This is a genomic window from Thalassospira mesophila (genome assembly GCF_002115755.1).
GTDB lineage: Bacteria > Pseudomonadota > Alphaproteobacteria > Rhodospirillales > Thalassospiraceae > Thalassospira > Thalassospira mesophila.
In genome coordinates, this window is the sequence record NZ_JFKA01000002.1 from 621389 (window position 1) to 648027 (window position 26639).

Below are 26639 nucleotides of genomic sequence, written 5' to 3' on the forward strand. Positions count from 1 at the left end.
AGGGATATTTCCGGTCGCCTAGGCGTAAGTGCTAAATTGTGGGCGGTTGCGATCTTGCGCCACGGCAGCCTGAGCCGAATACTGGCTGGCTTGCGCGGTTTGTGTAATCTGGGTTTGAACCGTCTGTTCGTCGCCTTTGGGGCTGGCCGCCGACAGGGCTTCGTCCTTTTGCGGGGCAAACAGTTCGGTAATTCGGGCATCAAGCGATTTCAGGCCATCATCAAGGCGCTGCTGCGTGTCATTGATGCTGGCACTAACGGTTTCATTTAGCGCGCCCAAACCTTCAAGAAGATCACGGGCCTGATCAATGCCTTTGGCTATCCCCCTGGAAGCCTCGGACAAAATATGACGGGCTTCGCCTTCATTATCGGCATGTGACGTGATCAGGTTGGAAACCTGCGACAATATCCGGTCCGATACGGCTTCGGGCGTGTAATCGTCGGGGTTTACCCCCTGGATCGAGATCCCGGAGCTTGAAAGGCTTTCATTGATCGCAGAAATGATCTGATCGGTGCCAAGAGCCTGGGCAGAACTGTTTGAAAGCGAGACCTTGGTGGCATCACCAAAGATATTCGCACCCGAGTCCTTGCCAATCAGCGATCCACTGTGACCAGACTTGTCATTGCCGCCCGGCAAATAAGCTTGAGCAGAACGTGCTGATATTCCAGTGTTTTGACTATTCTGGCCACCAACAAGGAGGTCCATTTCCCAACTCCTGCGATCTTTCGCGGGAACGCGCGTTAATTTTCAACAACAGACAATGGCATGTTTTTGCGAAAAAAGCCAGCGAAGTATTAACGGGCAGGTTGATCTGGCGGCTGGCCCGGCGCGGTACCAGCATGATCTTTGATATGGGAGCCTTTGATCCGGGAACCAGAGCATTGTGGGGCGCCATTGCCCAAATACAGCGGCGCGTTCCCCGGGATCAGGGGTCTTTTGGCGCGATAATTGCGATGGGGGATTGCACCGCGCGCCAAGCCCGATTATTGAACAGGGTTTAATTCGTAATTTACCCGGTCAGGGCGTGTCGAGTTTCCTCCACGGTTTGACCCTGACCAGATGCAGGAGCAGTTTGACAGTGGCAAACCCAACAGCGGCAAACCATACAGTGGCAAACTATCAGGAAAGTGCCGCAGCGTTTGAAAAACGCTGGCAGCAATATTGGCGCGAAAACGATATTTATCGCACCCCAAACCCGGGCGATGCCGATTTTGATCCGTCCAAAAAGAAAAGCGTGATCCTCGATATGTTCCCGTACCCGAGCGGGGTCGGGCTGCATATTGGTCATCCGCTGGGTTATATCGCCACCGATGTCAAGGCGCGTTACAAACGCATGAGCGGCTTTAACGTTTTGCATTCGATGGGTTTTGATGCCTTTGGCCTGCCTGCCGAACAATTCGCGATCCAGACCGGGCAGCATCCGCGCATCACCACCGAAGCCAATATTGAAAATATGCTGCGCCAGTTCGAGGTGATTGGTCTGGGCCATGACCCGCATCGTCGTTTTGCCTCGACCGACCCGGAATATTATAAATGGACGCAGTGGATTTTCCTGCAGCTGTTTAACAGCTTTTATGATCCGTTGATGGAATGGACCGGCCCCGATGGCAATATTGTTATTGGCCGTGCCCGCCCGATCGCCGAGCTGCGCCCGCTGCTTGATGCCGGGGAATGGTTGTTAGATGAAGATGGTGTGGCCCAGCCCGCCAGCATGGTTGGCGATGGGGTAAAGGCCGAAAGTGCCGCCGCGATTGGCCGCGCCATTGACCGTGCCCGTCTGGCTTATGTCGATGAAGTACCGGTCAACTGGTGCCCTATGCTGGGAACCGTTTTGTCAAACGAGGAAGTGACCAACGAAGGCAAGTCCGAGCGTGGCGATTACCCGGTTTACAAACGCCCGCTTAAACAGTGGATGCTGCGCATTACCGACTATGCCGACCGGCTGGTTTCTGACCTTGCCGGGCTGAACTGGCCCAACGGTGTTGTTGAAATGCAAAAAAGCTGGATCGGCCGTTCGGTTGGTGCGCGGGTGAATTTCCCGGTTGAAACCGTTTCGGGTGTTGATAGCAAAATTGCCGTTTACACCACCCGGCCCGATACCATTTTTGGCGCCACCTATATGGTGCTGGCCCCGGAACATCCGCTGGTCGATGCGCTGGTGGCCGACGATGCCAAAGCCGCCGTGAGCGCCTATCGCAAACAGGCCGCCGAGGTAAAGGCCGTATCGGCCAAGGATGATGCCGAACGCGAAAAAACCGGTGTGTTTATTGGCGCCTATGCCACCAACCCGGTCGCGGGCGATAAAATCCCGGTCTGGATTGCCGATTATGTTTTGATGGGCTATGGCACCGGCGCGATCATGGCGGTGCCGTCGGGCGACCAGCGCGACTTTGAATTTGCCCGCAAGTTCAACCTGCCGATCAAGGCGACCACGCGCCCGACCGATCATTGGCTGGCTGAAAACGCGCCTGCGGATATTGCGGACCTTTCGGGGGATGCAAAGCTGGCGAAATATATTGCCGCCCCTGAAACATTTGCGGGTGCCTATACCGATACCGGCGAAAACATTAATTCCACCAATGACAGCATTTCGCTAAACGGCCTTGCAACCGCCGATGCCAAAGCCCGGATGATTGAATGGCTGGAACACCACGGCATTGGCCGGGGCCGCACGCAATATAAACTGCGCGACTGGCTGTTTTCGCGCCAGCGTTATTGGGGCGAGCCGTTCCCGGTTTTGTTCGATATTGAAACCGGGCAGGTGCATGGTGTGGCCGAAACCGCTTTGCCGGTTTTGCTGCCCGAAATGACCGATTTTAAACCGCAATCCAACGAAGACCCGAATTCCGAACCCGAACCGCCGCTGGCACGCGCCAGGGAATGGATGGAAGTTGCCGGGATTGTTCTGGACGACGGTTCGGTTCTGCCGGTCGATGCCGCTGCGGGCGAAAACTACGTTCATAATGGCGTGGAATATCCGGTGCGTGCCTTCAAACGCGATGCCAATTCCATGCCCAACTGGGCCGGGTCATGCTGGTATTTCCTGCGTTATTTCGATGCCCATAACAATGATGCGTTTGTGGCACCCGAGGCCGCCGATTACTGGTCAAAAACGCTGGATGACAATGGCAAGCCATTGGCCGGTGCGGTGGATTTGTATGTGGGTGGGGCGGAACATGCGGTGCTGCATTTGCTGTATTCGCGCTTTTGGCACAAGGTGCTGTTCGATCTGGGCCATGTGCAAACCCCGGAACCGTTCCAACAACTGTTTAACCAGGGCATGATCACGGCCGATGCCTATACCGACGCCCGTGGCGTGTATGTTGACATTCACGATGTTGAAATGCGTGACGTTGATGGTAAAAAACGCCCGTTTAATGCCAAAACCGATGAAGCCCTGATCACGGTGCCCGGCAAGATGGGCAAACGCTATAAAAACGGCATTCCGCCGGAAGAAATTTGCGACCAATATACGATCGATACCTTCCGGGCCTATGAAATGTATATGGGGCCGCTTGATAGTTCCAAGCCGTGGCAGTCTGATGCCATTGTTGGCATGTTGCGGTTTTTGGGCAATGTCTGGAAACTGGCAACCCAGGCGGACCGCACCGATGTGTTAGATGCGAAAATTGACAGTCTGGTGCATAAAACCATCGAAAAGGTTGGCAAGGATATTGACAATCTACGCCTGAATACGGCCCTTGCCGCCTTGATCGAACTGACCAACGCCCTTGGCAAACAAGGTGCGGTTCATGCGGACCATATTCGTGCCCTTGCCCTGATGGTGGCCCCGTTTGCGCCGCATCTGGGCGAAGAACTGGCAAGCACGTTGGCACCGGACGAATTTGCCGCCAAAAAATCGGTGATCAAGTTTGATTGGCCGGTATTTGATGCCGAAAAAGCCAAAGACGATGAATTTGAAGTGCCGGTTCAGGTGAATGGCAAAAAACGCGGTGCCATTATGGTGGCGGCAGATGCCGATCAGGCAACTGTCGAGGCCCTTGCCAAGGCCGAAGAAAATGTCGCCCGCCATATTGAGGGCAAAGAGATCGTGAAGCTGATTTACATTGCCAAACCGACGCCGAAGCTGGTGAATATTGTGGTTAAAGGTTAAAACCACAGCAGATTTTTAAAAATGGCGCGCCTTGCCGGATACCATCCGGGGCGCGCCATTTTTGTTTTGGGCATGCAATGTGCGCAGATGGCGGTTTCCCGATTGGCGGGGGTTATTGCCGTCACTTTCAGGCAGGATACCCGCCACGTTATTTGCCTTTTCCTGGTGGCGGGTGTTCTGCCCGGCTTTTGTTTTTTTTGATACGCAATGCCGGACTATTCGCATTACCGGTCACGGCATTTGCCCATCACAACCCCGGAGAATTCATGACACCGTTTGGCAGTGCCGTGCGTTTTGTCCTGTTCGTTAATGGTTTGCTGCTGCTGGTACTGGCAACTGCCATGGTCGTGCCAATGCTGGTCGATCTGGGCATGGCCAATGCCGACTGGTGGGCTTTTGCCGGGTCGGCCGGGGTGTGTTCGTTTATCGGGGCAGCGCTGGCCTTGTCTTGCCGGGGCTTGTCCGACCGGTTAAATGCCCGGGCGGGGTATTTGTTAACCGTGTCGGCATGGGTGCTGGTCAGTTTGTTTGGCAGTTTGCCGCTGTATTTTTCCAGCCTTGGGCTAACTTTTACCGATGCCTATTTTGAAACCATGTCGGCGTTAACGACAACGGGCTCCACGGTCTTAAGCGGGCTGGATGATATGGCACCGGGCTTGTTGTTGTGGCGGTCGTTAATGCAGTGGATTGGCGGGGTTGGCATTGTTGTCATGGCGATGATGTTGCTGCCAATGTTGCGGGTCGGCGGGATGCAGCTTTTTCGCACGGAATCATCGGACATTTCGGGCAAGCCGGTGGCGCGTGTGGTGCATATGGCAGCTTTGACCGTAATGGTTTATGTCGGGCTTTCGGTGCTATGTGCCATTGGCTATGACCTTGCGGGCATGGGCAGCTTTGATGCCATCAACCATGCCATGGCGACCATCGCGACGGGCGGCTATTCGACCAAGGACGCCTCGATGGGGTATTTTAATTCCGTCCCGATTGAAATTGTCGGCATTGTTTTTATGGCAGCCGGGGCCTTGCCGCTGATATTTTACGCGCATTTGTTTACCAAAGGCAGCCGGGCGTTTTTTCAGGAACGCCAGGTGGTGGTATTTTTAGGCGTTCTGACCGGTGCTGTTTTGCTGATGACCGCATGGAATGTGGATGCCAACCATATGCCGCTTTGGCATGCACTACGGGTGTCGGCCTTTAATGTGACATCGGTGTTAACCGATACCGGTTTTGCCACCACCGATTTTGGGGCCTGGGGCAGTTTTGCCACCGGTCTGTTTTTTATGCTGATGATTATTGGCGGCTGTGCGGGCTCCACCGCAGGCGGGATCAAGATTTTTCGCTGGCAAATCCTGTGGGGCGGTTTGGTGCGCCAGCTTCGCCAAATGGTGCGGCCCAATCAGATATTGCTGACCCGCTATGCCGGGCACGCAGTTGATGACCAGACCATTCTGGGCGTGCGCAATTTCTTTTTCATCTACATGATGACGCTTCTGGTTTTGTCCGTTGCGGTGATGGCCACCGGGCCGGATTTTTTATCGGCCATCACGCTGGTGGCACAGGGCATGGCCAATGCCGGGCCGGGGCTGGGCACACTGGGCGGGCCATCGGGCAATTTTGAAGCCCTGTCTGATCCGACCAAATGGGTGCTGATCGGGGCGATGCTGTTGGGGCGGCTGGAACTGATGACGGTCTATGTCTTGTTCATTGCTGAATATTGGCGGGATTAACCTGAAAGTTGCCGCGAACGCCTTGCTATGCGTTGACGCTGTTTGTCGCAGTCGATAGAAGCAGAAGGTCATTTCAGAAAGTGAGAAAGTCAGCTTTATGAGCCACGGACGCAAGATTTCAGTTGTTGGTTTGGGATATGTTGGATTGCCGGTCGCGGTGGCCTTTGGCACACATAACGGACAAACCGTTGCCTTTGACATCAACAAAAAACGGATAGCGCAGCTACGTTCGGGCCATGACGCCACAGGCGAGGTGGATGAACCGGAATTGGCTGCGGCCAATTTGCTGTTGACGGACAATGCTGCCGATCTGGCCTTGGCGGACTTTCATATTGTGACGGTGCCAACCCCGATTGATCAGGCCAATCTGCCCGATTTATCGCCGTTGCGCTCGGCCTCGAAAACGGTTGGTGCGGTGCTAAAGGCTGGTGACATTGTGGTTTATGAAAGCACGGTTTACCCCGGTGCCACCGAAGATGTTTGCGTGCCGATTTTGGAAGCACAATCGGGCCTGAAAGCCGGTGTTGATTTCACGGTGGGCTATTCGCCCGAGCGGATTAACCCCGGCGATCGCGAACACCGTTTTACCACCATTACCAAGGTTGTTTCCGGCCAGACCCCGGAAACACTGGAAATTGTCGCTGCTGTTTATGGCAGCGTGGTAACAGCGGGCATTCACAAAGCCCCGACGATTAAGGCCGCCGAAGCCGCCAAGGTGATTGAAAACACCCAGCGCGATTTAAACATTGCCCTGATGAACGAACTGTCGCTGATTTTTGATCGCGCCGGTATTGATACCAGCGATGTTTTGGCCGCCGCCGGAACCAAATGGAACTTCCTGCGTTTTACCCCCGGTCTGGTCGGTGGGCACTGCATTGGCGTTGACCCCTATTACCTGACCCACAAGGCCGAAGAACTGGGTTATTACCCGCAGGTTATTCTGGCCGGGCGTCGCATTAACGATGGCATGGGCACAGTTGTCGCCAACAAGGTGATCCGGGCGATTTTGCGCAAAGGCGGGGTGGTAAACCCGACCGTGACGGTGCTGGGCCTGACCTTTAAGGAAAACGTGCCTGACATTCGCAATACCCGCGTGATCGACATTATCCGCGAGCTGGAAGATGCCGGGATTACAGTGCAGGTGCATGACGCGATGGCCGATGCCGATGAAGTCGCCCATGAATTTGACGGGCTAAAGCTGTGCGCGTTTGCGGACCTTAAACCCGCTGATGCCGTGGTGATGGCGGTGTCGCACCGTGATTATGTCAGTGGTGGCTGGCCGATGGTGCAAAACATGCTGGATGACGGCAAGGGTTTTGTTGCCGATGTGCGCGCCATGCTGCCACGCGAAGACCGCCCGGACGGGATTGATTTGTGGCGCTTGTAAAAGCGCCGCTATAGCAACCGGGCAAAGATATCGCGCAGGTTTTGCGCAAAAATATCGGGATGAAAGGCCGTTTCGCACAGGGTGCGGGCGGCCTTTGCCATATCTGCCCGCCGGGTGGGGGCGTTATGGGCACGCAAAATGGTTGTTGCCAGTTCTTGTGCATCATGCGAAGTGCCCAGCACAAAGCCGGTCTGGTTTTCAATGACAATATCGCCAAGCGTGCCAACATTGCTGCTGATAACAGAAACCCCGTGCGCCATGGCTTCTAGCACCACCAAAGGCTGGGCTTCATTGGCATAGCGGCTGGGAAAGACCATTATATCGCTGTTATGGAGCAATGTGGTTTTGGCAATCGGGCCAACGGTGCCGTGATAGTGGCTGATATCGGCAATGTCGGCATCATTCAACAGTTGCAGTAATTGTGGTTCGGACACATCGCCTTGCGCCCCGGCAATATCAAACCGGAAGCTTATGCCGTGCTGCTTTAATAGACCAAGGGCGTTAATCAGGGTGTCTATCCCCTTGTCGCGGATCAGGTTGGATAAAAACAGGATGCGCAAGGGGCCAGGATTTTGCACGGTTTGCGGCCCGGCGTTTTGCAGTGCAGGGATATCGACGCAATTGGCAAGGATGGCGGTTTCGCAATCAAGCCCGTCGAGTTCGGTTGTAAGGGATGGTCCCAGAACAAGGGCAACCTGATTTTTAAAAACGGCCTTTTGTACCCGTGCTGCAATTTTGGCGTGATCACGCAGGGTTTTAAGGCCCCGGCCATGCAAATGAAACACACAGCGAATACCAAAAGCCCGGATCAACAGCGCATACAGGCTGTCGCGCCAAAAAGCCGGGCCGGTGGGGGCAAAGCTGAAATATACCAGATCGGGACGTTTGGTGATCAATTGCCAGAACAGGCGACAAAGATAGAGCATTGCGACCACATATTTGGCGTGGCTGGTCCGGCCAACCTGTGAAATATCGCTGGAAAATCGCAATGGCAGCAGGGTGACCCGGTATTGCGCGTGTAAAACCTCTATTGCGCGTTTGTTCATAATCGCAGCCCCATGCAAGGGCGGCGGCAAATGCACCAGGGCCAGAATATGCTTTGGCTTGGCTTCAGGCATTGTTGCGCCGTTGCTTGTTTAGGCGGGCGTAAATTGCCAGAACAAAATGCCGTAAATCATAAACGCGCAACCAGAAGGGCGGCTGGATTTGGCGGCGGTATCGCGCCCGGATGGCTAAAACCGTTTCATGGTAAAGTTTGGGCGGCAGGCCAAAATAATGGCGATTCGGGCCGGTATGGCGCGTTACCAGCGGGCAGCAAAGCAACATCATCGGGTGTGGCGAGTGCGCCAGCGTGCGCAGATAAAAATCCAGATCAAGGCAGCAGGGCAAGGCGGCATTATATCCGCCCACGGCCTGCCACAGGCTTTTGGAAAACGCGAGACACGAATGATGAAACGGGTTGCCACGATAAAGCCGTGCCGCCGCTATCGGGCGGATTGGTGCGTCTTTGGGGGTGGATGTTGGCACAACCCCGTTTGTTTTGCCGTGTCGGATGGCTTGGCAAAAAATCAACTGACCGGGATAACGCGCCGCGAGCTGTTTCATAGCAGGCAGGCGGGCCGGATCGCTGCGGTCATCCACATCCTGAATGGCAATAAAGGCCGTTTGGGCGTGTGAAATCGCTAGATTAAGGGCCGCACCCCGGCCAATTTTGCCCGGGGATAACAGAGCGACCCGTTTGTCGCCCGCCAGGATTTCCGGTAAACAAACGGCGGGGAATGATCCGTCATCGACAATGATGGCGGGGTCATCGGGGCCCAGAATGGCCTGAAGATTGGCGAAAAATTCCGGCCAGTGCCCCTGACCATTGTGGATTGTTGTGACCACGGTAATGGTTTTGGCGACACCAGCATCTGCACCAGCACCAGCATCGGCGTTTTCCGTCATGGATTTTTTGTCACCCAATGCAGTTTCAACGCGGCATGGCAGGTGCCATCGTCGGCGACGGTTTTTTGGCAAAACAGGGTTTGCACCGGCCCGAAAGCCGAAAAATGCTTTGACGGGGTTAAATTCAACGGTGATGAGCCGGTTATTTCCAGCCCGATTTGCGGAAAGGACAGCCTGTTGGGATGATGCTGGGTTGCGTGCAGGTCGTGGGGTAAAAACAGCCGAAACAGCCGGATGATATCGTCGGGCTGGGGCGCTTGATGTGCGGGTGTTTCGCCATCAAGGGCGATTTCGACATGATCGGTAAATTCGATCGCGTCAGGAAAAAAAACAATCCGCCGTGTGCCGACATACCCGCCAACATGATAGTGCATCAAAATTGTATCATCCTGATACGTCGCGCCATCATAACGGGCGAAATGATTATGCCGCACACAGCAGGGCAGCGGGGTGCTGTCGGCCCCATAAAGGCTGGCAAAATCCTGCTCGCCCCCGCAAGCGGGCAGAATGATATTGCCATTGGGCGCGGTGACAACCGGCATCGGGGTAACATCATATGGCGCGCCGCCCGACAGATTAAACAGGGCCGCATAATGCGCGGTGGTGCGATGGTGAAAGGGTGTGTCGGGGTTTTGGGGCACGGGATGACCCGCCAACACCGCGTTCGACCCGCGATTGTCCGATTCTGTGAGGGCAATCTGGCCTGCACGCAGCAGGAAAAAACCGGCAAAAGCCAGATAGTCGAAATGGCGGTTATAGCTATACCAGCCCGGGGTGTCGGGGTTGTCCGGCCCGGGATTTATTGGAAAAGGCGGGCTGGTTTTATCGGCGATATCAGCCATCACTGAGGATTTGAACGGATGATAGGTGATCGGGGCCGAATGGGCGCGCAACGGCAAGACATTGGCGGGCAGCGCAATATTGGCAATGGTGCCGCCGGGCGAGGGCGGCATTTTTCCCTGTGACGGGGCGGGAAAAGGGGCGGGGGGGATGTTTAAATGGTCGCCGCCGTTTGCCAGCAAATTAAGCGGCAATGTCCCGGTCGCAATCAGGCTTTGTTCGATCTGGTCTAGCAGAGTGGTTGCGCAGTCGTCTTCGCCGGCATCAAGCAGGGCATAAAGGGCGCTTACGGTGCCAAAACTTTGCCCCGCCCCCCGGCCAATCAGGTTGGCATGACCGGTTTCGGTGACCAGTTGGGCAATCAGGCCGGTTGCCACCCGCCCGGCTGCCCGACAGGCAGGCTGGGTGCTGAAGCTGAGCAAGGCGGCGCAAAAGGCATGATACTGGGCCGAAAAGCACCCTTTGCGGTCCATAAAAGCCGCACCGTCGCGGAAATTTCGCGCAATAAAGCGCCATAATGCGCGGGCCGCCAGGCGCGACGGTAAATTGCCTTTTTCAAGGCAGAGCATTCGCAAAATCAGCCAGTTGGCAATGCCGGCATTGCGATAGCGCTTGCCAGATAAAATGCGTTTGCGCCGTGGTTCGGACGTGCCGGGGGAGTGATGCAGGGCAAATTCAATAAATTCACGATGATAGCGCGGGTCGTTGGCCTGATTTTGCAGGGCCGTTGTCGCGCGATCAATGGCGGATTGATATTTGGCATCGTCAAGCCCCTGCCACAGGGCAATGGCAAAGGCGGTGGCATAAAAACCGTGTTGGGGAAAATTGCCATCCGGGTTTTGCTGGCCAAGTAATATATCGGCAATCAGAACGGCAAGGCGTTTCGCCCTGATTTGCGGTGTTAAAGCCGATGCATTGCTGGCGGTGCCGGTTTTAATGCCGCGCCGGGTTTTGGTTTTTTTGGCAGGTGTTCCCTCTGGCGGGTTTAGTGAAACCGGCATGTGACCTCCAGATACAGGCTTTGACCCGGTTTTAGAATGTTTAACGGAACCGCCTGAATTTCCGGGGCATGGCGGCCCCATTTTTCGCGCAAACGCCACAAAATGGCTTTGCCACCGGGGGCCTTCCAGATGAGCCGTGCCAGCTTTTGCGGGCAGGTCAGGGTGAACAAACGGTTGGCCCAGCGCAGCCAGATGTCATCTATCGGGGCGATTGGCAACAGGCGCGCATGAATGATCCAGCTTTCATCGCGGTCGCGCAAATACATATAAGGGGCGAAACGCCCGGCACCCTCGGCGTGGTCCAGTGTTACGTCAATCTTGCGATCATCACGGGTGTGCAATTGCACCTGCCGGGTGGGAAACAGGCGGTATTTGTCGCTGTTGCGATGATGGTATTTCTGGTTGGCAATCATGCCGTGGTCAATCGCTGTTTTATCAAATACCAGCCGGATAACGGCGTCCTGTAACGGGCCACCGGTAAGGGCGGTAAAGCGGGCGGAGATGGTGATGGCGGTGTCCTTTTGCGACGGTCGGGTCTGATACTCCAGCCGCCAGCGTGAATTTTTAAAATTAATGTCGGTGCCCGCATGGTTCACATGGCGGCTGTTATCGTCAAGGGTCAGAAAGGATACGCGGTCCGATGCCTCAAACCCCCAGGGACCGAAATTGACCGGTCCGAAATCATTCGTGCCAAAATGAACCGGGCCAAAACTGCCGCTGATCAGGCGGTTATCGGTGATTTGGGTGGTTAATTCTGGCATGACGCGTACCTTTGCCAGACATCAAGCCGTGCCGCCATCATAAACAGTCCTGCCAAAAGTGCCAGTTTGGCATTCATCGCCATAACAATGCCGTCGACCGTGCCCAGTTGGGCCAGTGCCGCAGCACCGCCGACACAAATAACCATGGCCAGCGTTGCGAGCACCACATGCCCGGACCGTTCCTGAAGGATCAGAATTTGCCGTAATACCAGCGCCAAAAGAAGCGGCCACGGGGCGGCAAGGCGCAATATGTCGCTGCTTGCGGCACTGCTGTGCCCAAACAGCAGGGTTAACGCGGCATTGGGCAGGATTAACAAGGCCAGCGCCATGCAAAGGGCGGGGATAAACAGCCAGATATCGCGCCCCGCACCAGTTTGTTTTTGGGCAAACAACACCCCCGATATGGCGGCAAACCCGGCAGCGCACAGCAGTAATAACCGGTGGACCAGCATCAGCGCGTCATGATCACTTTGCGCCAGCGTTGATGGCAAAAACGCAATATCAATATTGGGCAACAACCCGGCCAGCAAGGTGAGCAAAATCAGTTGCGGCCAGATTTTGATGTTTAGCGGGGGGATGCGGGGCGTTGTCTTTGCCGGGCTGTGCCGGGTCTTGTACCTGCCAGACCATGCCCAGAAAGCCGATGCCAGACAGGTTGTCAGGCTGATGGCCGGGGCGCAGGCATAAAGCCATGCTGTGCTATTCGTCGCGGGACCGGCACTGGCATAAAGGGCGATGGCAATGCCTGCAATTTGGCCCAGACTGCCAATCGCCAGAATGCGGTGGAATTGCAGGCGGGCGGTAATGATCCAGTCGGGCGACAGGGCGGCGGCCAGCGGCATCATAAGAACCGGCCACGCGACAGGCGGCAGGCCGGGGGCGAGTATGAGAATGGCCGCTAGTGCAAGGGCAACGCGCAGCATAACAATGCCAATAACAGCCCGCCATTGCCGGTTTTGCGCCAGCCGAACCAGCAACGGGCCACAGCCCGCCTGGGTAATGCTGATCGCAACGCCAATGGTGACAATGGCGCTGAAATAACCGGCCAGAATATCCGGCGCGATGGCATGACCCAAAATCAGGATCATGATCAATCCGCCCGCCCGGTTCAGCGCGGTTGCCCCAATCATCCACAGCGGCGCGCGATTATCCATGACGGGTCAACACCCGGTCATAGGCGGCACAGACCCGGTTGCCATAGCCTTCGCCAAGCTGGGCGGCAATTGCCGTTCTTGCCGCCTGGCCCAGCTTTGCGCCAAACGGGCGATCGCGCATCAGCTTTGTGATGGCATGAACCAGCGCGCCGGGATCGCGCGGCGGGATTAAAACGCCGTTATGTCCGTCTTTTATAATGCTGCCCGCCGCCGGGGTGGTGATTACCGCCATGCCTGCGGCCATGGCTTCTTGCACCGCCAGACTGGAGCCTTCGGAAAGGGATGGAAACACAAACAAATCGGCGGTTTGCAGGGCGTGTAAAATGGTGGTTGGCGGTTGTTGCCCCTGCCATGTGGCGCCATCGGGCAGGTGGGCTAACAAGGACCGGGCACAATCGCGCGCCCGACCGATCAGCGAGAGGTGTATCGCCGGGCCAAACTGGCGGCGCAGGGTTTTAAACCCGTCAATCAATGTTGCCAGCCCCTTTGCCAGCGCCATGTCGCCGATATAAAGCAACTGAAAGCTGTTATTCGAAACGGCGGTATCGGGGCGGCGTAGTGTCAGGCATTGCCGGGCCAGGGGGGCATCGAACGGCACGATATGGATGTTGTTTGGTGCAATGCCACACTGCGCCAAACCCTGTGCCACGGTTTCAGACGGGGCAAAAACCGCATCGGCAAAGCGGGCTTCGCCCAACCGGCGGCGGGCCAGAAAAGACGATATTTCGCGCCAGTTCCGGTGATGGGCGCGGTATTCATCGCCAAGCTGACGGGTGCGGATGGGGGCCAGTTGCCCGGTAACATCGCTGATGGTCAGCACACCGTTTTTACGTGCGCGCTGCATGGCCGGAAGGCTGTAATTGCCCTGCCCGTGCAAGATACGCGCGGTTGCGGGCATATGGCTTGCCGCCAGCCATGATAACGGCAGATCGGATGCCAGATTATAACCCGGCAACCGGCATGTGCGCGCAACATGCCCCAAAATATCGGGCAGCAAATGGCGGCCGGGAATGGTGGCCATTTGTGCATCCACCCGGCGCGACGGGCGGTTAAGCAGAGCACGCAAGCGGTGGTGAGGGGGGCTGGGCAAACGGGTTTGCTGCGGGGCTAGCAGGTCAGAATGACGCCAGAAACTGTCCCAGCGGGCAAGTCTGCCCTGTTGGGCTAAATGCGCGCCCAGCACAGCAAACTGGTCTATGCGGCCAATCATCCAGATATCGGCAATCATTGTGGATTGTCGCACGTATGATCGCCCATAAATAACGCACCCTGCATTTTCATAAACGGCCAATTCCCCAATATGCCCGCATTGTTGCAAACAGATAAAACCATATCTGACAATTATCGGTTGAGGCAAAACAAACCCGCAACCTTGTTGCTGGTGGGCGGTGGTTTAGCCAATCGCAGCCCGGCAGGCCTGCCAGGTTTGTTGGGCGATATCGCGGGGGGTATTGTGGGCAATGGCCTGTTTTTGCAACGCTAAATGCCGGTGGCGATAAGCGGGATTGGTCAACAGGCGTTTGACGGCAGTTAACCAGTTTTCCGTGCCGGGATTGGGCAGGGGCAACATGGTTTCACCGGCCACCAAAACGTCATGGGCCACCCCGACCTGATCAGATGCCAGCGCGAGTGTATTGCACGCCATTGCCTCAACCACGGCAACACCGTAGGCATCGGTAAGCGATGGCAGCAAAAACAGCCGGGCATTGGCATAAACCGGGGCCAGTTTGTGCGGGGGTGTTGGCGGAAGTATTGTCGTGATATCGCCAAGGCCAATTGCGGACAATTTGGCCTGAAGGATGGCGGTATCCCTTGCAAATACACCGGCAATGCAGATGCGCGAAATGGCATGTTGCTGATAAAGGGCGCTTGCGATGGACAGAAAGTGGGTAAAGCCCTTTGGCGCGGTGGGGCGACCACACCATAAAAGGTCATAGGGGCGTTGGGTGAACTCCGGTATTACCGGGTTGGGCAATGGCGAAAATGACGGAGCCAGCGGAATGGTCGAAATTTTATCCGCCGCCATGCCGTGGGCCAAAAACCAGTGTTTGCCGGGTTGGCTGGCGGCAATCGCCCCGTTGGCATGGGAAATCATGATGCGGCGCATTTTGGCCCGCAGCAGGTTTTTAAAGGCCGCATCGGACTGTGCCCAGCCATCAAAACGGACGATATAGGGAATATTGTGCGCCCGGCACCAGCGATGGGCCTGCCACATCGCCATGCCAAAGCCCGCAAGAATGACGACGTCGGGGGCAAAGGTGGCCAAATGGCGGGCGGGGGAGGATGTGACGGCGATAGAGCGGTTTTCAGACAAGGCCCACCGGATGCCGGGCAGAATGATTTGCGCATACGGCCCGGTTTGCTCGGGCCAGTCGCGCTGGGGTTCGGTTTTGTGGCTGCGGATAATGCAAAATTCGCCACCTTCTGCCTGCGCCATTTCCGCAAGTATCGCATGGGCAGGGTGCCTGTAAGGCGGGATCAGGTTCGTGATCAGTGCAATTTTCACGGTTAACTTTCAATATAGGGATGTTTTTTTGTTAACTTATGCCATCCTAGGGTTTCGTTTGATAGCAAACTGATCTGGGGGGCAGGGTGCTTGGGGGAGAACAGAACATTTTTTAATTTGCGACTGGACCGGCGGGGGCCGGATCAATTGCGCGATGATATTTTGGCGGGGTTGGAACAAAACCAGCGCCTGCGCCATATTTCCTTAAATGCAATAAAGCTGGTGGCAGCGCGCAAGGATGCGGCCCTGTGCGATGCCTTGCGGGCGTGCGATTGTTTAAGTGCCGATGGCATGGGCATTGTCTGGGCGGCAAAGCTGTTGGGCTATCGGCTGGCCGGGCGTGTAACCGGGATTGATTTAATGATGTCCCTGATGCCGGGGCTGGCAGAACGGCGATCATCGGTTTTTTTGCTGGGGGCAAAGCCCGATATTGTAGCGCGCACTCGCAGCCGCCTGGTGCGTGATTATCCCGGTTTAAACATTGTCGGCTGGCGGCATGGCTATGAGGCCACCGACGCCGAAATGGCCGATATGGTTGCCCAAAGCGGGGCGGATGTGGTGTTTGTCGCCTTGCCCAGCCCGCGCAAGGAACGTTTTGTTGTCGAGTATGCCGAGGCCTGCGGGGCGCGGTTGCTGATCGGCGTTGGCGGGGCGTTTGATGTTATTTCAGGCCAGGTGAAACGTGCGCCACAATCGTGGCAAAACGCCGGAATGGAATGGCTGTGGCGGGTATTGCAGGCCCCGCGTGCCATGAGCCCGCGTTACGCCAAAGGATTGTTTCAGTTTGCTATTTTAGTGGCACGGCAAGGGGTGAAAAGCCGCAGCACCCAAATTGCAGGTTTGTCGCGCATCAAACAGTTCAGCCTGCTAGCGATTGTGGCCTTGATGGGCGGGGTTTTGGGGGCAGGGTCGGCCTGGGGGCAAACCGTGCCAGCGGCCGGGTTAACGGCATCGGCGGTTATGGACCCGCAAAATGCCGGCGCGCAGTTAACACAGCAATTATCGCAACTGGCTGCGGCCGAAGGCGCGCAAAATAGCGAAAATGTCGAAAACGGCGACATGGTGCGCTCGGTTGCAACGGTGATGGCGGGGTTTTTTACGTCGTTGGTTTTAGTGCAACATCCCGGTATTTTACCTGTTATTGACGGGCAAACTTTGACCAGCATTTTGGGCGGGTTTTTCGAAAACCCGAATTCGTGGGATGCCAAACCGAATGCCGGTACGGTTAACGATGCACAGGGCGCGGACACCGCACAGGCCCGGCAAAATATCGGCATTAAAATTATATCGTCGCTGGAGCAGTGTTTTGCCCAGCTAATTGTGCAGCAATTTATTCCCGCGACCCTGATGGGGGGCATACAGGGCATATTGATGCAGGCCTTGCTGGTGGCGATTTTACGCTATGGCAAAGGCGGGGGGGACCCGGCGCAACTGGCATATCGATATGCGCCGGGCCTGTCGGCGGCGGCATTTGGCATGACGGGGGACGGGGTTGAGCGGGTTTTGCCGGTAAATCAGCCTGCGCAACCCGCGCAAAACACCGGCATTGATGTTTATCGCCCCGGTGTGGTCGGGCAGGTTTTTGCCTCCCCGGATCATGGCGATAAATATATTCCCGCCCCGTTTGATGATGAAAAACCACTGACCCAAAACCCGGACGGCAACGATGACTGGTGGCCCGACGATGCCAGCCCCCGGTAATTTTCACCCTTGCAGGCCGTCGCTTTTTCCGTCCGTTCCCGGCCAGGGAATTAAGCTTTTGATGCCCAATGTTGACGGGATAACATGACGCAACGTTTCTCCCCGATTAAAACGGCGGGGCAGGCCGTGACACTGGCCGACATGGTGCCGCTGATCTGGGGGCGCCGGGGTGTTGCGTTGCTGGTGTTTGCCTGTTTCCTTGCCCTGACTGCATTTTGGGTGCCGTTGTGGCAACCGCTGTTTCGGGCATCGGGGCAGATCGGGTTTTTACCCGCCACACCCGCCCCGCTGGCCCTAAAAGATGCCACCCCGCCCACGCCGGTTTTCCAAATTTCGGACCTTGATACCGAAATGGCAATGGTGCGCGGCACGGCGGTTTTGTCTGCTGCGCGCGCGGTTTTGCAAGGCGATGGCATTGTGTTTGATCCAGAACCGTCGCCGCTGGCCCGCTGGCTGGGGATAAAACCGGCGCAAGAAACAATGGTGGTGCCGCCGGGCATGACGGCAGAAAGGGTGCATGAAAACCGCGATATCGCCATTTTGCGCGGCAAGATCAAAACCGCACAAATTGATAATGCCCGGGTGATTGAAATATCGCTGTTTGACGCCGACCCGGAACGGGCCCGCCGGATGCTGGATGCCGTGATTGACAGTTATGTGTGGAAACGCGCAAATGATTTGCGCCGCAAACTGGCCGACCAATATGACGAAACCGTGCGTCAGCGCGCGCAAGCCGAAGCCGCATTGGCACAAAACCAGCAAGCCTTGATGGACTGGCAAGACCAGCACCCCTTGACCGGTTCTGTCGTGGGGGGTGGTGGCGGTAGTGGTGCGGCAGCTTCGGGCACTAGCGATTTGGGGCGCGATCTGGAAAATATTCGCGCCCAACGTCAGGCGGCACAGATTGACCTTTTGGGGTTGCAGGCCCGCCAACAGGCAATTGCCGCAACGCAGGGCGATGTGGGCCAATTAATGAAGCTGCCCGAAATTTCCAATAGTGAAACCGTGCGCGAACTGAATTTGCGCTTGGCGGTTTTACGCGGAACCAAGGCCGATCTGGGGCGGCGCTATGGGCCGCGTCACCCGCTGGTAATGGCCAATGATGCACAGATTTTACAGGCGCAGGATGATGTGCGGGCGGCGATATCGGCACAGATTGCCGCGATTGACCGCGATGCGCAAAATGCCGCCACCCGGTTTCGCACCTTCGCGCAGGAATATAACCGGGTTCTGGCACAGGCCGTGGCCGATAACCGCGACCGGCTGGCGTTTGACCAGCTCAGCCGCAAGCTCGATGCCGCGACCGCTGAAGTATCGGTTTTGACAGATCGGGCGCGGATTATGCAATCGGAGCTGGCCGCCTTGCGCCCCGATGTGGAAATTGTGCAAATCCCCGAAACACCAGGCAAACCGGTTTTTCCGTCGCGCAAGCATATTGCCATGATTGCGATTGCGCTGTCGGCCTTGCTAGCGATGGCAGCGGCCATTTTGCGCGAATATTTCGACCGCGCCCTGCACCGTGCCAGCGAAGCTGAAATACTAACTGGTCTGCCTATTTTTGCGGTATTGCCGCGTGTTTCCCCCCATCCTGCACGGCGGGTGACAGAAGAAGAAAACGAGGCGATTGGTCATTTGCAAACCATTCTTCGTTTGCGCCGTGACACCGCGCGGGCCGGCAATGATGACGGCCCTGCCGCGCGATATGGCGGGCGGGTGGTGTGCATAACATCACCCATGCCGGGCGAGGGTAAAAGCCGGTTGGCGCAAAAAATGGCGGTACGCTTTGCCCAAAACAGCCAGCGGGTTTTATTGCTGGACGGTGATTTGCGCCGCCCGACGCTGGAAAAACAACCGATTGCCGGGCGTGTTGGGCCGGTTGAAGGCAATAACCCGGATTTTTCGCTGGTTTTGCAAGGCGATGCGACGCCGGACCAGGCGATTTTTCCGGTTCGGTTGGACGATGAGGGGGATGGCAAGCCGGGCGATGTTTATTATGATTTTTTGGGCGCACAAGATGCGGTGTCATCGGCCCTTGCCGGGCAATTGATGGCGGAAAAACTGTTGGGTTTGATGCAGGATTTGCGCCATCGTTATGATTATATCGTGGTGGATGCGCCGCCGGTTTTAGCGGTGGCAGATGCGATCTGGCTGATGCGGGCGGCAGATGACCGGTTATTGTTGATCCGCGCGCAAAAAAGCCGTCGGGAGGATATCCTTGATGCGGTTCGCCGCCTGGAACAGGCCGGTTGCGCGGCAGATGGCCTTATTTTTAGTGGTGTTTCACGCCGGGGGGCCTATTACGGCGGCAAAAAACGGCGAAAACGGCCATGAAAAAACGCAAATGCAACGATCTGGCGCATGAAAACGGGCCAAACGTAGATATTTATGGTTCGGATGTTGTGCAAAGCCCGTTGCAAGGCGGTTTTGGTGCAAAACGGGGGATACGATTTTCCGTCGTCGCGGGTTTGACAATGGCGGCAATGATGGTGGGCCTTGCGGGGTGGCAGCTATGGCAGGTGGCGCGGGTTTTGCCCGATGTTAGCGATTATCAGGCGGCCTTTCGTGCTGCAGACGGCATTTTTCTGGCAAGTTTGCGCCAGCAAATTGACAATGCGATGCACAAGCAGGATTGGCCGCGGGCGCACGGATTGTTAACACAGTTAAAACGGGTTTATCCCAATGATGTGAATGTGTTGCTGCAAGATGTGCGGGTGCGGATTTTAATGTTGCCTGAGTTTTCTGCCAAGCCGGATGAACAGGCGGAACGCCGGGCGGAACTGGCCGATGCCCTTCGGGTGATTATGACCCTTGCGGGCAAGGATGGCGCAGTCAGGCAGCAGGCCGAGAGGTTGCTGGCTGCGGTGATGATGCAGGCGCGTGTGCGGTTTGATAAGGGTGAATTACCAGCCCGACCATGATCGCGACGGGTAGAATCACTGCAGGCATTGTGGCAATGCCATCAAACAGGGATTGCACCAGAAAGGCGGTTAAAACAGCCATGACAAGGGCAAATTGCGGGCGGGTTTTGGCTTGCTCCGCCAAATCGCGCAGGGCGGATATGAGGACGTAGCCCACAAGCCCGGATATGAGCAGAAAAACAGGCACGCCTAACACCAACAGGCCATCAAGCCATAAATTATGGCTGCTGGCCCAGCGCGCCTGTGTGTTTAACCCTGGTGATGCAAAATACTGCAAGGCAGCCGCGATGCCATCGGGGCCATACCCGGTAAGCGGGCGGTGCATAATTGCGGTGATCGCACTTTGCCAGACATCATCGCGTTGCAACCAGTCGCGCCGGGCCAGTTGGGCAAAGCGGGCGGTTAAAGCGGGCGTGGCAAAAACGGCCCCGGTCATGACAATAACGGTTGCCAACAACGCAAGGGTTTTTGCCCGGTTTCGCCCCGGTATTGCCAGCCAGATAAAAATAAGGCTGCCCATGATGAGGGCGAGGATACCGGCGCGCGAATGGCTGGCAAGGGCCGATAAAAACAGCAAAATCGCCAGCGCCAGCCAGCCGCCATGCCGGTCCAGCTTGTCGCGCAGTGTGCCAGTGGGCCGCTGCCACAGGTAAAGACAGGCGAAAAACCCCGCCGCCATCAGGGCACAAAAGGCATTGCGATTGGCGAATGTGCCGGTGAAATCGTTGATATGGGCGGTTTTGACAAACCATAATGTTCCGGGCGCATCGATTGCGAACAGGACGAATGCAATGGCGGCTTGCAGCACGGCGCTGGCGACCAGCGCCCGGCAGATGACGGCAAGCTGGTTTTTCAGATCATTTTGTGTGGCACCCAGCATGACGATGGCACCAAGCCACATCCCGTAAAGAACGGCATCGGGCGTGCGCGCGGGGGCCAGTGCCAGCGAGGTGGTTTGAAACGGCAAAGTCAGGGACGATGGCCATATGGGAAGGGTTTGCAAGGCAAGCCAAACACAGGCGATGCCCCCGGCAAGGCAGATACCCCGCATGGCATTTGAAAAACCACATTCCGGTGATTTGCGCTGGTGAATGATTTGGCCGACAAGGGCGATGGCGACAAGCAGCGCAAGCAGCGCCATCGCCCATGGCCGCGCCCCGCCCAGCAATAGCGGCGCAATTATCAGTTCAAATATTAGAACCCGGCGGGTAAGAGCAGTCGTCATGACGGGATTTGACCCCTGAGGATGCAGGACATAAGTGTAGGTTTAACCAGACCCTGTGTCATGGCATTTTGGCGCGTAGCACAATGAGAGAGAATTGAGCCCATCAACCGGCCCCAGACAAAGCCGCCAACGCAAGAAAAAAGGCGATGACATCGGGCATGATAGTGGCATGTCCCACATTGGGCAGCAGCGCGCCGGGATATTGCAGCTTTTTATCGCTATCCTTGGCATGGCGGTTATTGCGGTGTCGTTATGGGCGTTGCCGCTGGGCGGGACGATAACCAAAATCCTGCTGATTTTGTGGGCGTTGGCCGGGCTGTTGGGCAGGCTGGGGCGTAAGGCGTTGGGGCTGGATGCGGCATTGGCCCTGCTGGTGTGGGGGGCAATTTCGCTCTGGGTGCTGGTTGGGTCGGCAGATATGGGGGCCGCCATTCGGCTGGTCGGAAATCTGGCGGTTTTGCCGCTGGGCCTTGCTGTTGGCATGATGGTGGGGCGGCGTTGCCTGTGGCCGGTTATGGTGCCGCTGTTGATTTATGTTTTGATCGATAGCGAATTTTTGCTGACCAGCGAAGGCTGGCGGTTGAATAATCCGTTTTTGTTCTTGGCCCTGTTTGTGATGGCGGTGGCGTGGCGCGTAAAGCCCGATGTGTCCGGCGAAACCGGGAATGCCGGGTTTTTGTCTTTGGCGCTGGCGGTGATTGCGGCAGGCGGCATATTCGCCAGCCAGACCCGGATTGCGGTTTTGGCAATGGCCGTTGTTATGGCCGCGCGCATTCGGTTTACCCATGCCTGGACCTGGCTGTTGGGCTTGCCATTGGCGGGTCTGGCTTTGTGGGCGGTGATGGATGCCTTGCCACGGCTGTTATTCACCCATGCCAGTGGGCGGTTGGCCTATTGGCAAATGTTCTGGCAGCAATGGTGGCAGGGCACAGCGCAAAATCGCTGGCTGGGCTTTGGGGCCGGGGCGATTGAACGGCAATTGCAGCATTTGCAAACCGCATCCTCGTTCGGGGCCTTGCATAACGACCATTTTCACATGCTTTATGAAAGCGGTATCGTCGGGGCGGCCTTGTGGCTGACCGGATGGGGGGTGATGATGTGGCTGGTGCGGGCTTCAAAGAGCGCGGTTTATATTTTGCTGGCGGTGATGGTGACAATGATAACCGACAACACATTGTCGTACGGGCATTATTTGCTGTGCAGCGGCCTTGGCGCCGGGGTGGCATGGCACGTACAAATGCAGGCGGATGATGGTGAGTTTTAACAGCGTGATGACGGTGGTTGATGCAGAACGCCTGCGCGCCGTGCGGGACCGGGTGTGGCAGCATATGGCAGCAAACCGCTTTGCCGGGGCCGATCCGTTTGATGGATTACACAGCAAATATACCGGGTCGGTCATATTGCGCCATCGTATCAGTCGCTTGGCATGGTTGCAGGCAATGAAACATGCCCCGGCGAAGATACGCGACTGTGCTGCCATTCCCCCTATGGTCAACCCGAAAACGCTGGCGTTGTTGTTGGGTGCTGGGGCCGGTGTGCCGGTGTCGGATTGGACTGTGTCGCCGACATCATCTGCGGGGACATTTAACAGGGCGAAGATTGCGATGGATTTAACCCGTCAGTTGCTGGCGCTGCAAAACCCCGATGGCGGTTGGGGATATCCGTTTGCATGGCAGGCGCGGGCGTTTTTTGCCCAAAGCGGGCAATCCAATGCCATTGTCACCTGTTTTGTGGTCGATGGTTTGCTGAACGGCGGCAAAATGCCGCCCGATCACCCGGCGTTGCAGGCCGCAGCGGTGTTTTTACAGCGCGATTTATGGCGCAAACCACCGGCAGCCGGGGCAGATGGCGGCTATTTTGGCTATATCGCCGGGGCGGATGCCGAAATTTATAATGTGACGCTGTGGGCGGCGTGGATATTATGGCGGTTGGTGCCGGGTAATCCCTGTTCACAGCCCGCGATTGACCGGGTTTTGGGCCAGCAACGCGCTGACGGGGCGTGGGTCTATGGCAGGCGGGCCCATCACGGTTTTGTTGACGGCTTTCATAGCGGATATATCCTTGATTTGCTGCATCGCCTGGACCATGCCGGGTGGCCGGGCCTGGAAAAGGCGATGGATCGGGGCTGGGAATTTTATCAGCGTGCATGTTTTGATGGCCAGGGTTTGCCGCGCAGCTTTGCCGGTAAAAACCGCTATCTCGATAGCCATGCGGTAGCACAGGCGATGGCAACATTGCAGCGGTTTGGGGCATTTGCGCAGGCCCGCAATGTGGCCCTGTTTGCGATTGACCATCTTTTTGATCAAAACCGGGGCGTTTTTTATGCCGGTATCGGCCGGTTTGGCAAAGACCGGCGGGTTTTTATGCGCTGGACGCAGGCATGGATGGTGTGGGCCGTATCGATCATGCTTGATAAGCAAACGCCCGGAATTGGGAAACAGGCAAACAGGGAAGATGATGGAACCGCTTTGTTTTGATCACCCGGACCCGCAACGTGCTGAAAAAGAGGCGATTTTGCGTAGCCTTGATGCGGCGGAATTTAAGGCCCTGTATGTGGTAACCCGCAAGGCCGCAAGTATGGCCCGCCAGAACGGCGATATGGACCGGCTTTATGCCCTGACACGGGGGTTGAAAACCTTGCAGCGGATTAGCGGTGAACGGGGCTTTGTTCTGGCGGTCAGGCGGCCTTCGCCGTAGCGCGGGCGATGGTTGCGGCTTGCCAGACCAGGTTTAATGTCGAATAACACGCACAGCCTTTTTTGCCGGAAACTGTCGGGGTTTTATGACGTCTGATTTTCCCAGCTTGCCGATTGATGCGGTTCTGCCCGCCTTGAAAACAGCCCTTGTCGATGGCACCAATGCCGTTTTGCAGGCCCCGCCCGGGGCCGGTAAAACCACCATGGTGCCGCTGGCGTTGCGCGATGCCGACTGGCTGGCGGGGCGCAAGATTATCATGCTGGAACCAAGGCGGTTGGCCGCACGGGCCAGTGCGCGGCGCATGGCGCAATTGTTGGGCGAACAGGTGGGCGAGACGGTGGGTTATCGCGTGCGGTTTGACAGCAAGGTTTCCGCCCAAACCCGGATCGAGGTGGTAACCGAAGGCATTTTGGTGCGCCAGATTCAGGATGACCCGGAGCTTTCGGGCATTGGTGCGCTGATTTTCGACGAATTTCACGAACGATCGTTAGATGCCGATTTGGGGCTGGCGCTGGCATTGGAATCACAAGCCGCGTTGCGTGATGATTTACGCATTATCGTGATGTCGGCAACGCTGGATGGCGGGCCGGTTGCCGCTTTGATGGGCGATTGCCCGCTGATCAGCAGTGAAGGCCGGGCGTTTCCGGTGCAAACCACCTATATGCCGCCCAAACCGCGTGAATGGGTTGAAACCAGCATGGTGGCCGCCATTCGCGAGGCACTGGCAACACAGCATGGATCGATTTTGGCGTTTTTGCCCGGTCAGGGCGAAATTACCCGGGTGGAAAGCCAGCTTCGACCGTTATTTAGCGCCAAGGACAAAGTGATTATCGCCCCGCTTTATGGCGCGATGGATACCAGGGCGCAGGACCTTGCCATCCAACCGGCACCCGATGGCCACCGTAAAATTGTGCTGGCAACGGCCATTGCCGAAACCAGCCTGACGATTGATGGTATTCGCGTGGTGGTCGATTGCGGGTTGCAACGATTGCCCCGGTTTGACCCTTCATCGGGCATGACGCGGTTGATAACGGTAAAATCATCGCAGGCCAGTGCTGAACAACGCCGGGGCCGCGCCGGGCGACTGGAACCGGGCATTTGTTACCGCCTGTGGGCCGAGGCCGAACATCGTGCCCGCCCGCAATTTAGCCCTGCCGAAATTGCCGAGGCCGATTTGGCCCCGCTAACGCTGGAGCTGGCGCGCTGGGGTGTGGCCGATGTGACCAGCCTGCCGTGGCTAGATGTGCCTGAGGCCGCCAAGATTGATCAGGCGCGTGATGTGTTGCGCGCCCTTGATGCGCTTGATGATGCCAACCGCATCACACAAATGGGGCAGGCGATGGCGGCCTTGCCGGTGCATCCGCGATTAGCGCATATGATGGTGCGGGGCCAGCAACTGGGCTTGGCCGATACTGCCTGTGCGGTGGCGGCTTTGCTGTCAGACCGTGATTTTATGCGCAGTGCCGGGGCCGATTTGCGCCTGCGGGTTGAGGCAATGGCGCGCGGGCGCGCACCGGGCATGCTGGGCGAGGCCACCCGGCAGCTTGCCCGGCGGTTAAAGCAGGTTGGCAAAATTGTTTGCCGTCCCGCTGATGAAACCACGGATGATATTGATTTTACCGACCGTGTGGGCTTGCTCGTCGCCTTTGCCTACCCGGACCGGATTGGCGAGCGTCGGCGCGGGGGCGAACCACGTTATCGCCTGTCGGGCGGGCGCGGGGGTGTTTTGCCCAAGGAAGACGGGCTGGCACCCGAGCCATGGCTGGCGGTGGCCGAGCTTGACGGGCAATCGCGCGAAGCCAAAATTTACCTTGCCGCCCCGGTGTCGCAAGGCGTGCTGGAAAACCATTTCGCCAGCCAGATCCGTACCGGGACCGAGGTTTTCTGGGACAGCCAGAATGATATGGTTGTGGCGCGCTGGCAACGCCGTATTGGTGCATTGGTATTGGAAGAAAAGCCGGTTCACGATGCGGTGGACCCGGCAAAACTGACACAGGCGATGGTCGATGGCGTGCGCAAGATGGGCCTTTCGTGTTTGAACTGGAGCAAGGAAAGCGAACATTTGCGCACAAGGTTGGCGTTTTTACATGAACAGGACAGTGAAAACTGGCCCGATATGAGCGATGCCGGGTTGTTGGCGACTTTGGAAACATGGCTGGCCCCGTATGTAACCGGTATTGTCCGACGCAGCCAGTTGCGCCAGGTGAGTGTGGCCGAAGCCCTGATGTCGGGCATAGACTGGAACCAGCGCCAAAAGCTGGACCAATTGGCCCCCACCCATTGGACCGTGCCAACCGGGTCGCATGTTCGTATTGATTACCGGCCGGAAGGCCCGGCCTTGCCGGTGCGGTTACAGGAAATGTTTGGCGCGACCGAAACACCGAAAATTGCCGGGGGCAAGGTGGCGGTGACGTTGCATTTATTATCGCCCGCGCAGCGCCCGTTGCAGGTGACATCGGATTTGATCGGCTTTTGGCAAGGGTCCTATGCGCAGGTAAAGGCGGAAATGAAGGGGCGTTATCCGCGCCATTACTGGCCCGATGACCCGTTACAGGCCGAACCGACCCGGCGGATCAAACGCCCGAAAAGCTGAGAGTTGTGACAGCCGGGTCTTTTCTGGCAGCATGGGATTTGAACGCACGAATGAAAGACGAGACCTGA

The 26639-nt window shown here is 56.9% G+C and carries 19 protein-coding genes; 10 read left to right on the forward strand and 9 right to left on the reverse strand.

What is annotated here, in order from left to right:
- Nucleotides 1–18 precede the first annotated feature (18 nt).
- A complete protein-coding gene (locus TMES_RS07285; protein ID WP_085580915.1) occupies nucleotides 19–705 on the reverse strand; it encodes a DUF5610 domain-containing protein in 687 nt (228 codons plus the stop codon).
- Nucleotides 706–1078: 373 nt separating this feature from the next.
- Here TMES_RS07285 and leuS point away from each other — a divergent pair, with 373 nt between their 5' ends.
- From leuS to TMES_RS07300, 3 genes are all read left to right on the forward strand, one after another.
- The gene (gene leuS / locus TMES_RS07290; protein WP_425444043.1) at nucleotides 1079–4114 is read left to right on the forward strand and encodes a leucine--tRNA ligase; all 3036 of its coding nucleotides are present in this window, start codon (nucleotides 1079–1081) and stop codon (nucleotides 4112–4114) included.
- Nucleotides 4115–4380: 266 nt separating this feature from the next.
- Nucleotides 4381–5841, forward strand: coding sequence for a TrkH family potassium uptake protein (locus tag TMES_RS07295; RefSeq protein WP_158091200.1), 1461 nt, complete (start codon nucleotides 4381–4383; stop codon nucleotides 5839–5841).
- A 97-nt stretch (nucleotides 5842–5938) separates the two neighbouring features.
- Nucleotides 5939–7228, forward strand: a complete 1290-nt coding sequence (locus TMES_RS07300) for a nucleotide sugar dehydrogenase (RefSeq protein ID WP_085580919.1) — start codon at nucleotides 5939–5941, stop codon at nucleotides 7226–7228.
- An 8-nt stretch (nucleotides 7229–7236) separates the two neighbouring features.
- On the opposite strand, the gene TMES_RS07305 is transcribed toward TMES_RS07300, so the two are convergent.
- From TMES_RS07305 to TMES_RS07335, 7 genes are all read right to left on the reverse strand, one after another.
- Nucleotides 7237–8346, reverse strand: a complete 1110-nt coding sequence (locus TMES_RS07305; RefSeq protein ID WP_085580921.1) for a glycosyltransferase family 4 protein — start codon at nucleotides 8344–8346, stop codon at nucleotides 7237–7239.
- Nucleotides 8339–9175, reverse strand: a complete 837-nt coding sequence (locus tag TMES_RS07310) for a glycosyltransferase family 2 protein (RefSeq protein WP_085580923.1) — start codon at nucleotides 9173–9175, stop codon at nucleotides 8339–8341. Before TMES_RS07310 ends, TMES_RS07305 begins: the two co-directional genes overlap by 8 nt.
- Nucleotides 9172–11016 (reverse strand): hypothetical protein, encoded by a 1845-nt coding sequence (locus TMES_RS07315; protein WP_085580925.1) that lies wholly within the window; start codon nucleotides 11014–11016, stop codon nucleotides 9172–9174. The genes TMES_RS07310 and TMES_RS07315 overlap by 4 nt, the downstream gene beginning before the upstream one ends.
- Complete coding sequence (locus tag TMES_RS07320) at nucleotides 11001–11777, reverse strand: hypothetical protein (protein ID WP_085580927.1); 777 nt, start codon at nucleotides 11775–11777, stop codon at nucleotides 11001–11003. Before TMES_RS07320 ends, TMES_RS07315 begins: the two co-directional genes overlap by 16 nt.
- On the reverse strand, nucleotides 11765–12931 hold the full coding sequence (locus TMES_RS07325) for a hypothetical protein (RefSeq protein ID WP_085580929.1): 1167 nt from the start codon (nucleotides 12929–12931) through the stop codon (nucleotides 11765–11767). Before TMES_RS07325 ends, TMES_RS07320 begins: the two co-directional genes overlap by 13 nt.
- A complete protein-coding gene (locus tag TMES_RS07330; protein WP_245835245.1) occupies nucleotides 12924–14174 on the reverse strand; it encodes a glycosyltransferase family 4 protein in 1251 nt (416 codons plus the stop codon). The genes TMES_RS07325 and TMES_RS07330 overlap by 8 nt, the downstream gene beginning before the upstream one ends.
- 150 nt (nucleotides 14175–14324) lie before the next feature.
- A complete protein-coding gene (locus TMES_RS07335; RefSeq protein ID WP_143589561.1) occupies nucleotides 14325–15437 on the reverse strand; it encodes a glycosyltransferase family 4 protein in 1113 nt (370 codons plus the stop codon).
- A gap of 147 nt (nucleotides 15438–15584) precedes the next feature.
- Between TMES_RS07335 and TMES_RS07340 the strand changes: the two genes are divergently transcribed.
- From TMES_RS07340 to TMES_RS07350, 3 genes are all read left to right on the forward strand, one after another.
- Complete coding sequence (locus tag TMES_RS07340; RefSeq protein WP_158091201.1) at nucleotides 15585–17138, forward strand: WecB/TagA/CpsF family glycosyltransferase; 1554 nt, start codon at nucleotides 15585–15587, stop codon at nucleotides 17136–17138.
- Nucleotides 17139–17222: 84 nt separating this feature from the next.
- Nucleotides 17223–19469, forward strand: a complete 2247-nt coding sequence (locus TMES_RS07345; RefSeq protein WP_085580936.1) for a GumC family protein — start codon at nucleotides 17223–17225, stop codon at nucleotides 19467–19469.
- The gene (locus TMES_RS07350; RefSeq protein WP_085580938.1) at nucleotides 19466–20056 is read left to right on the forward strand and encodes a hypothetical protein; all 591 of its coding nucleotides are present in this window, start codon (nucleotides 19466–19468) and stop codon (nucleotides 20054–20056) included. Before TMES_RS07345 ends, TMES_RS07350 begins: the two co-directional genes overlap by 4 nt.
- Here TMES_RS07350 and TMES_RS07355 read toward each other — a convergent pair.
- Entirely contained in the window at nucleotides 19968–21281 is a 1314-nt protein-coding gene (locus tag TMES_RS07355) for an O-antigen ligase family protein (RefSeq protein WP_085580940.1), read from the reverse strand. The two genes, TMES_RS07350 and TMES_RS07355, sit on opposite strands and share 89 nt — an antisense overlap.
- Before the next feature lie 169 nt (nucleotides 21282–21450).
- Between TMES_RS07355 and TMES_RS07360 the strand changes: the two genes are divergently transcribed.
- The 4 genes from TMES_RS07360 to hrpB all read left to right on the forward strand — a co-directional run bounded on the left by TMES_RS07360 (nucleotide 21451) and on the right by hrpB (nucleotide 26571).
- Nucleotides 21451–22545, forward strand: a complete 1095-nt coding sequence (locus tag TMES_RS07360) for an O-antigen ligase family protein (protein ID WP_085580942.1) — start codon at nucleotides 21451–21453, stop codon at nucleotides 22543–22545.
- On the forward strand, nucleotides 22535–23758 hold the full coding sequence (locus TMES_RS07365; RefSeq protein WP_143589563.1) for a prenyltransferase/squalene oxidase repeat-containing protein: 1224 nt from the start codon (nucleotides 22535–22537) through the stop codon (nucleotides 23756–23758). The genes TMES_RS07360 and TMES_RS07365 overlap by 11 nt, the downstream gene beginning before the upstream one ends.
- Nucleotides 23736–23978: a hypothetical protein gene (locus TMES_RS07370; protein WP_143589564.1), complete on the forward strand. Its 243-nt coding sequence runs from the start codon at nucleotides 23736–23738 to the stop codon at nucleotides 23976–23978. The genes TMES_RS07365 and TMES_RS07370 overlap by 23 nt, the downstream gene beginning before the upstream one ends.
- Before the next feature lie 85 nt (nucleotides 23979–24063).
- Nucleotides 24064–26571 (forward strand): ATP-dependent helicase HrpB, encoded by a 2508-nt coding sequence (gene hrpB / locus TMES_RS07375; RefSeq protein WP_085580948.1) that lies wholly within the window; start codon nucleotides 24064–24066, stop codon nucleotides 26569–26571.
- The last annotated feature ends 68 nt before the right edge of the window (nucleotides 26572–26639 follow it).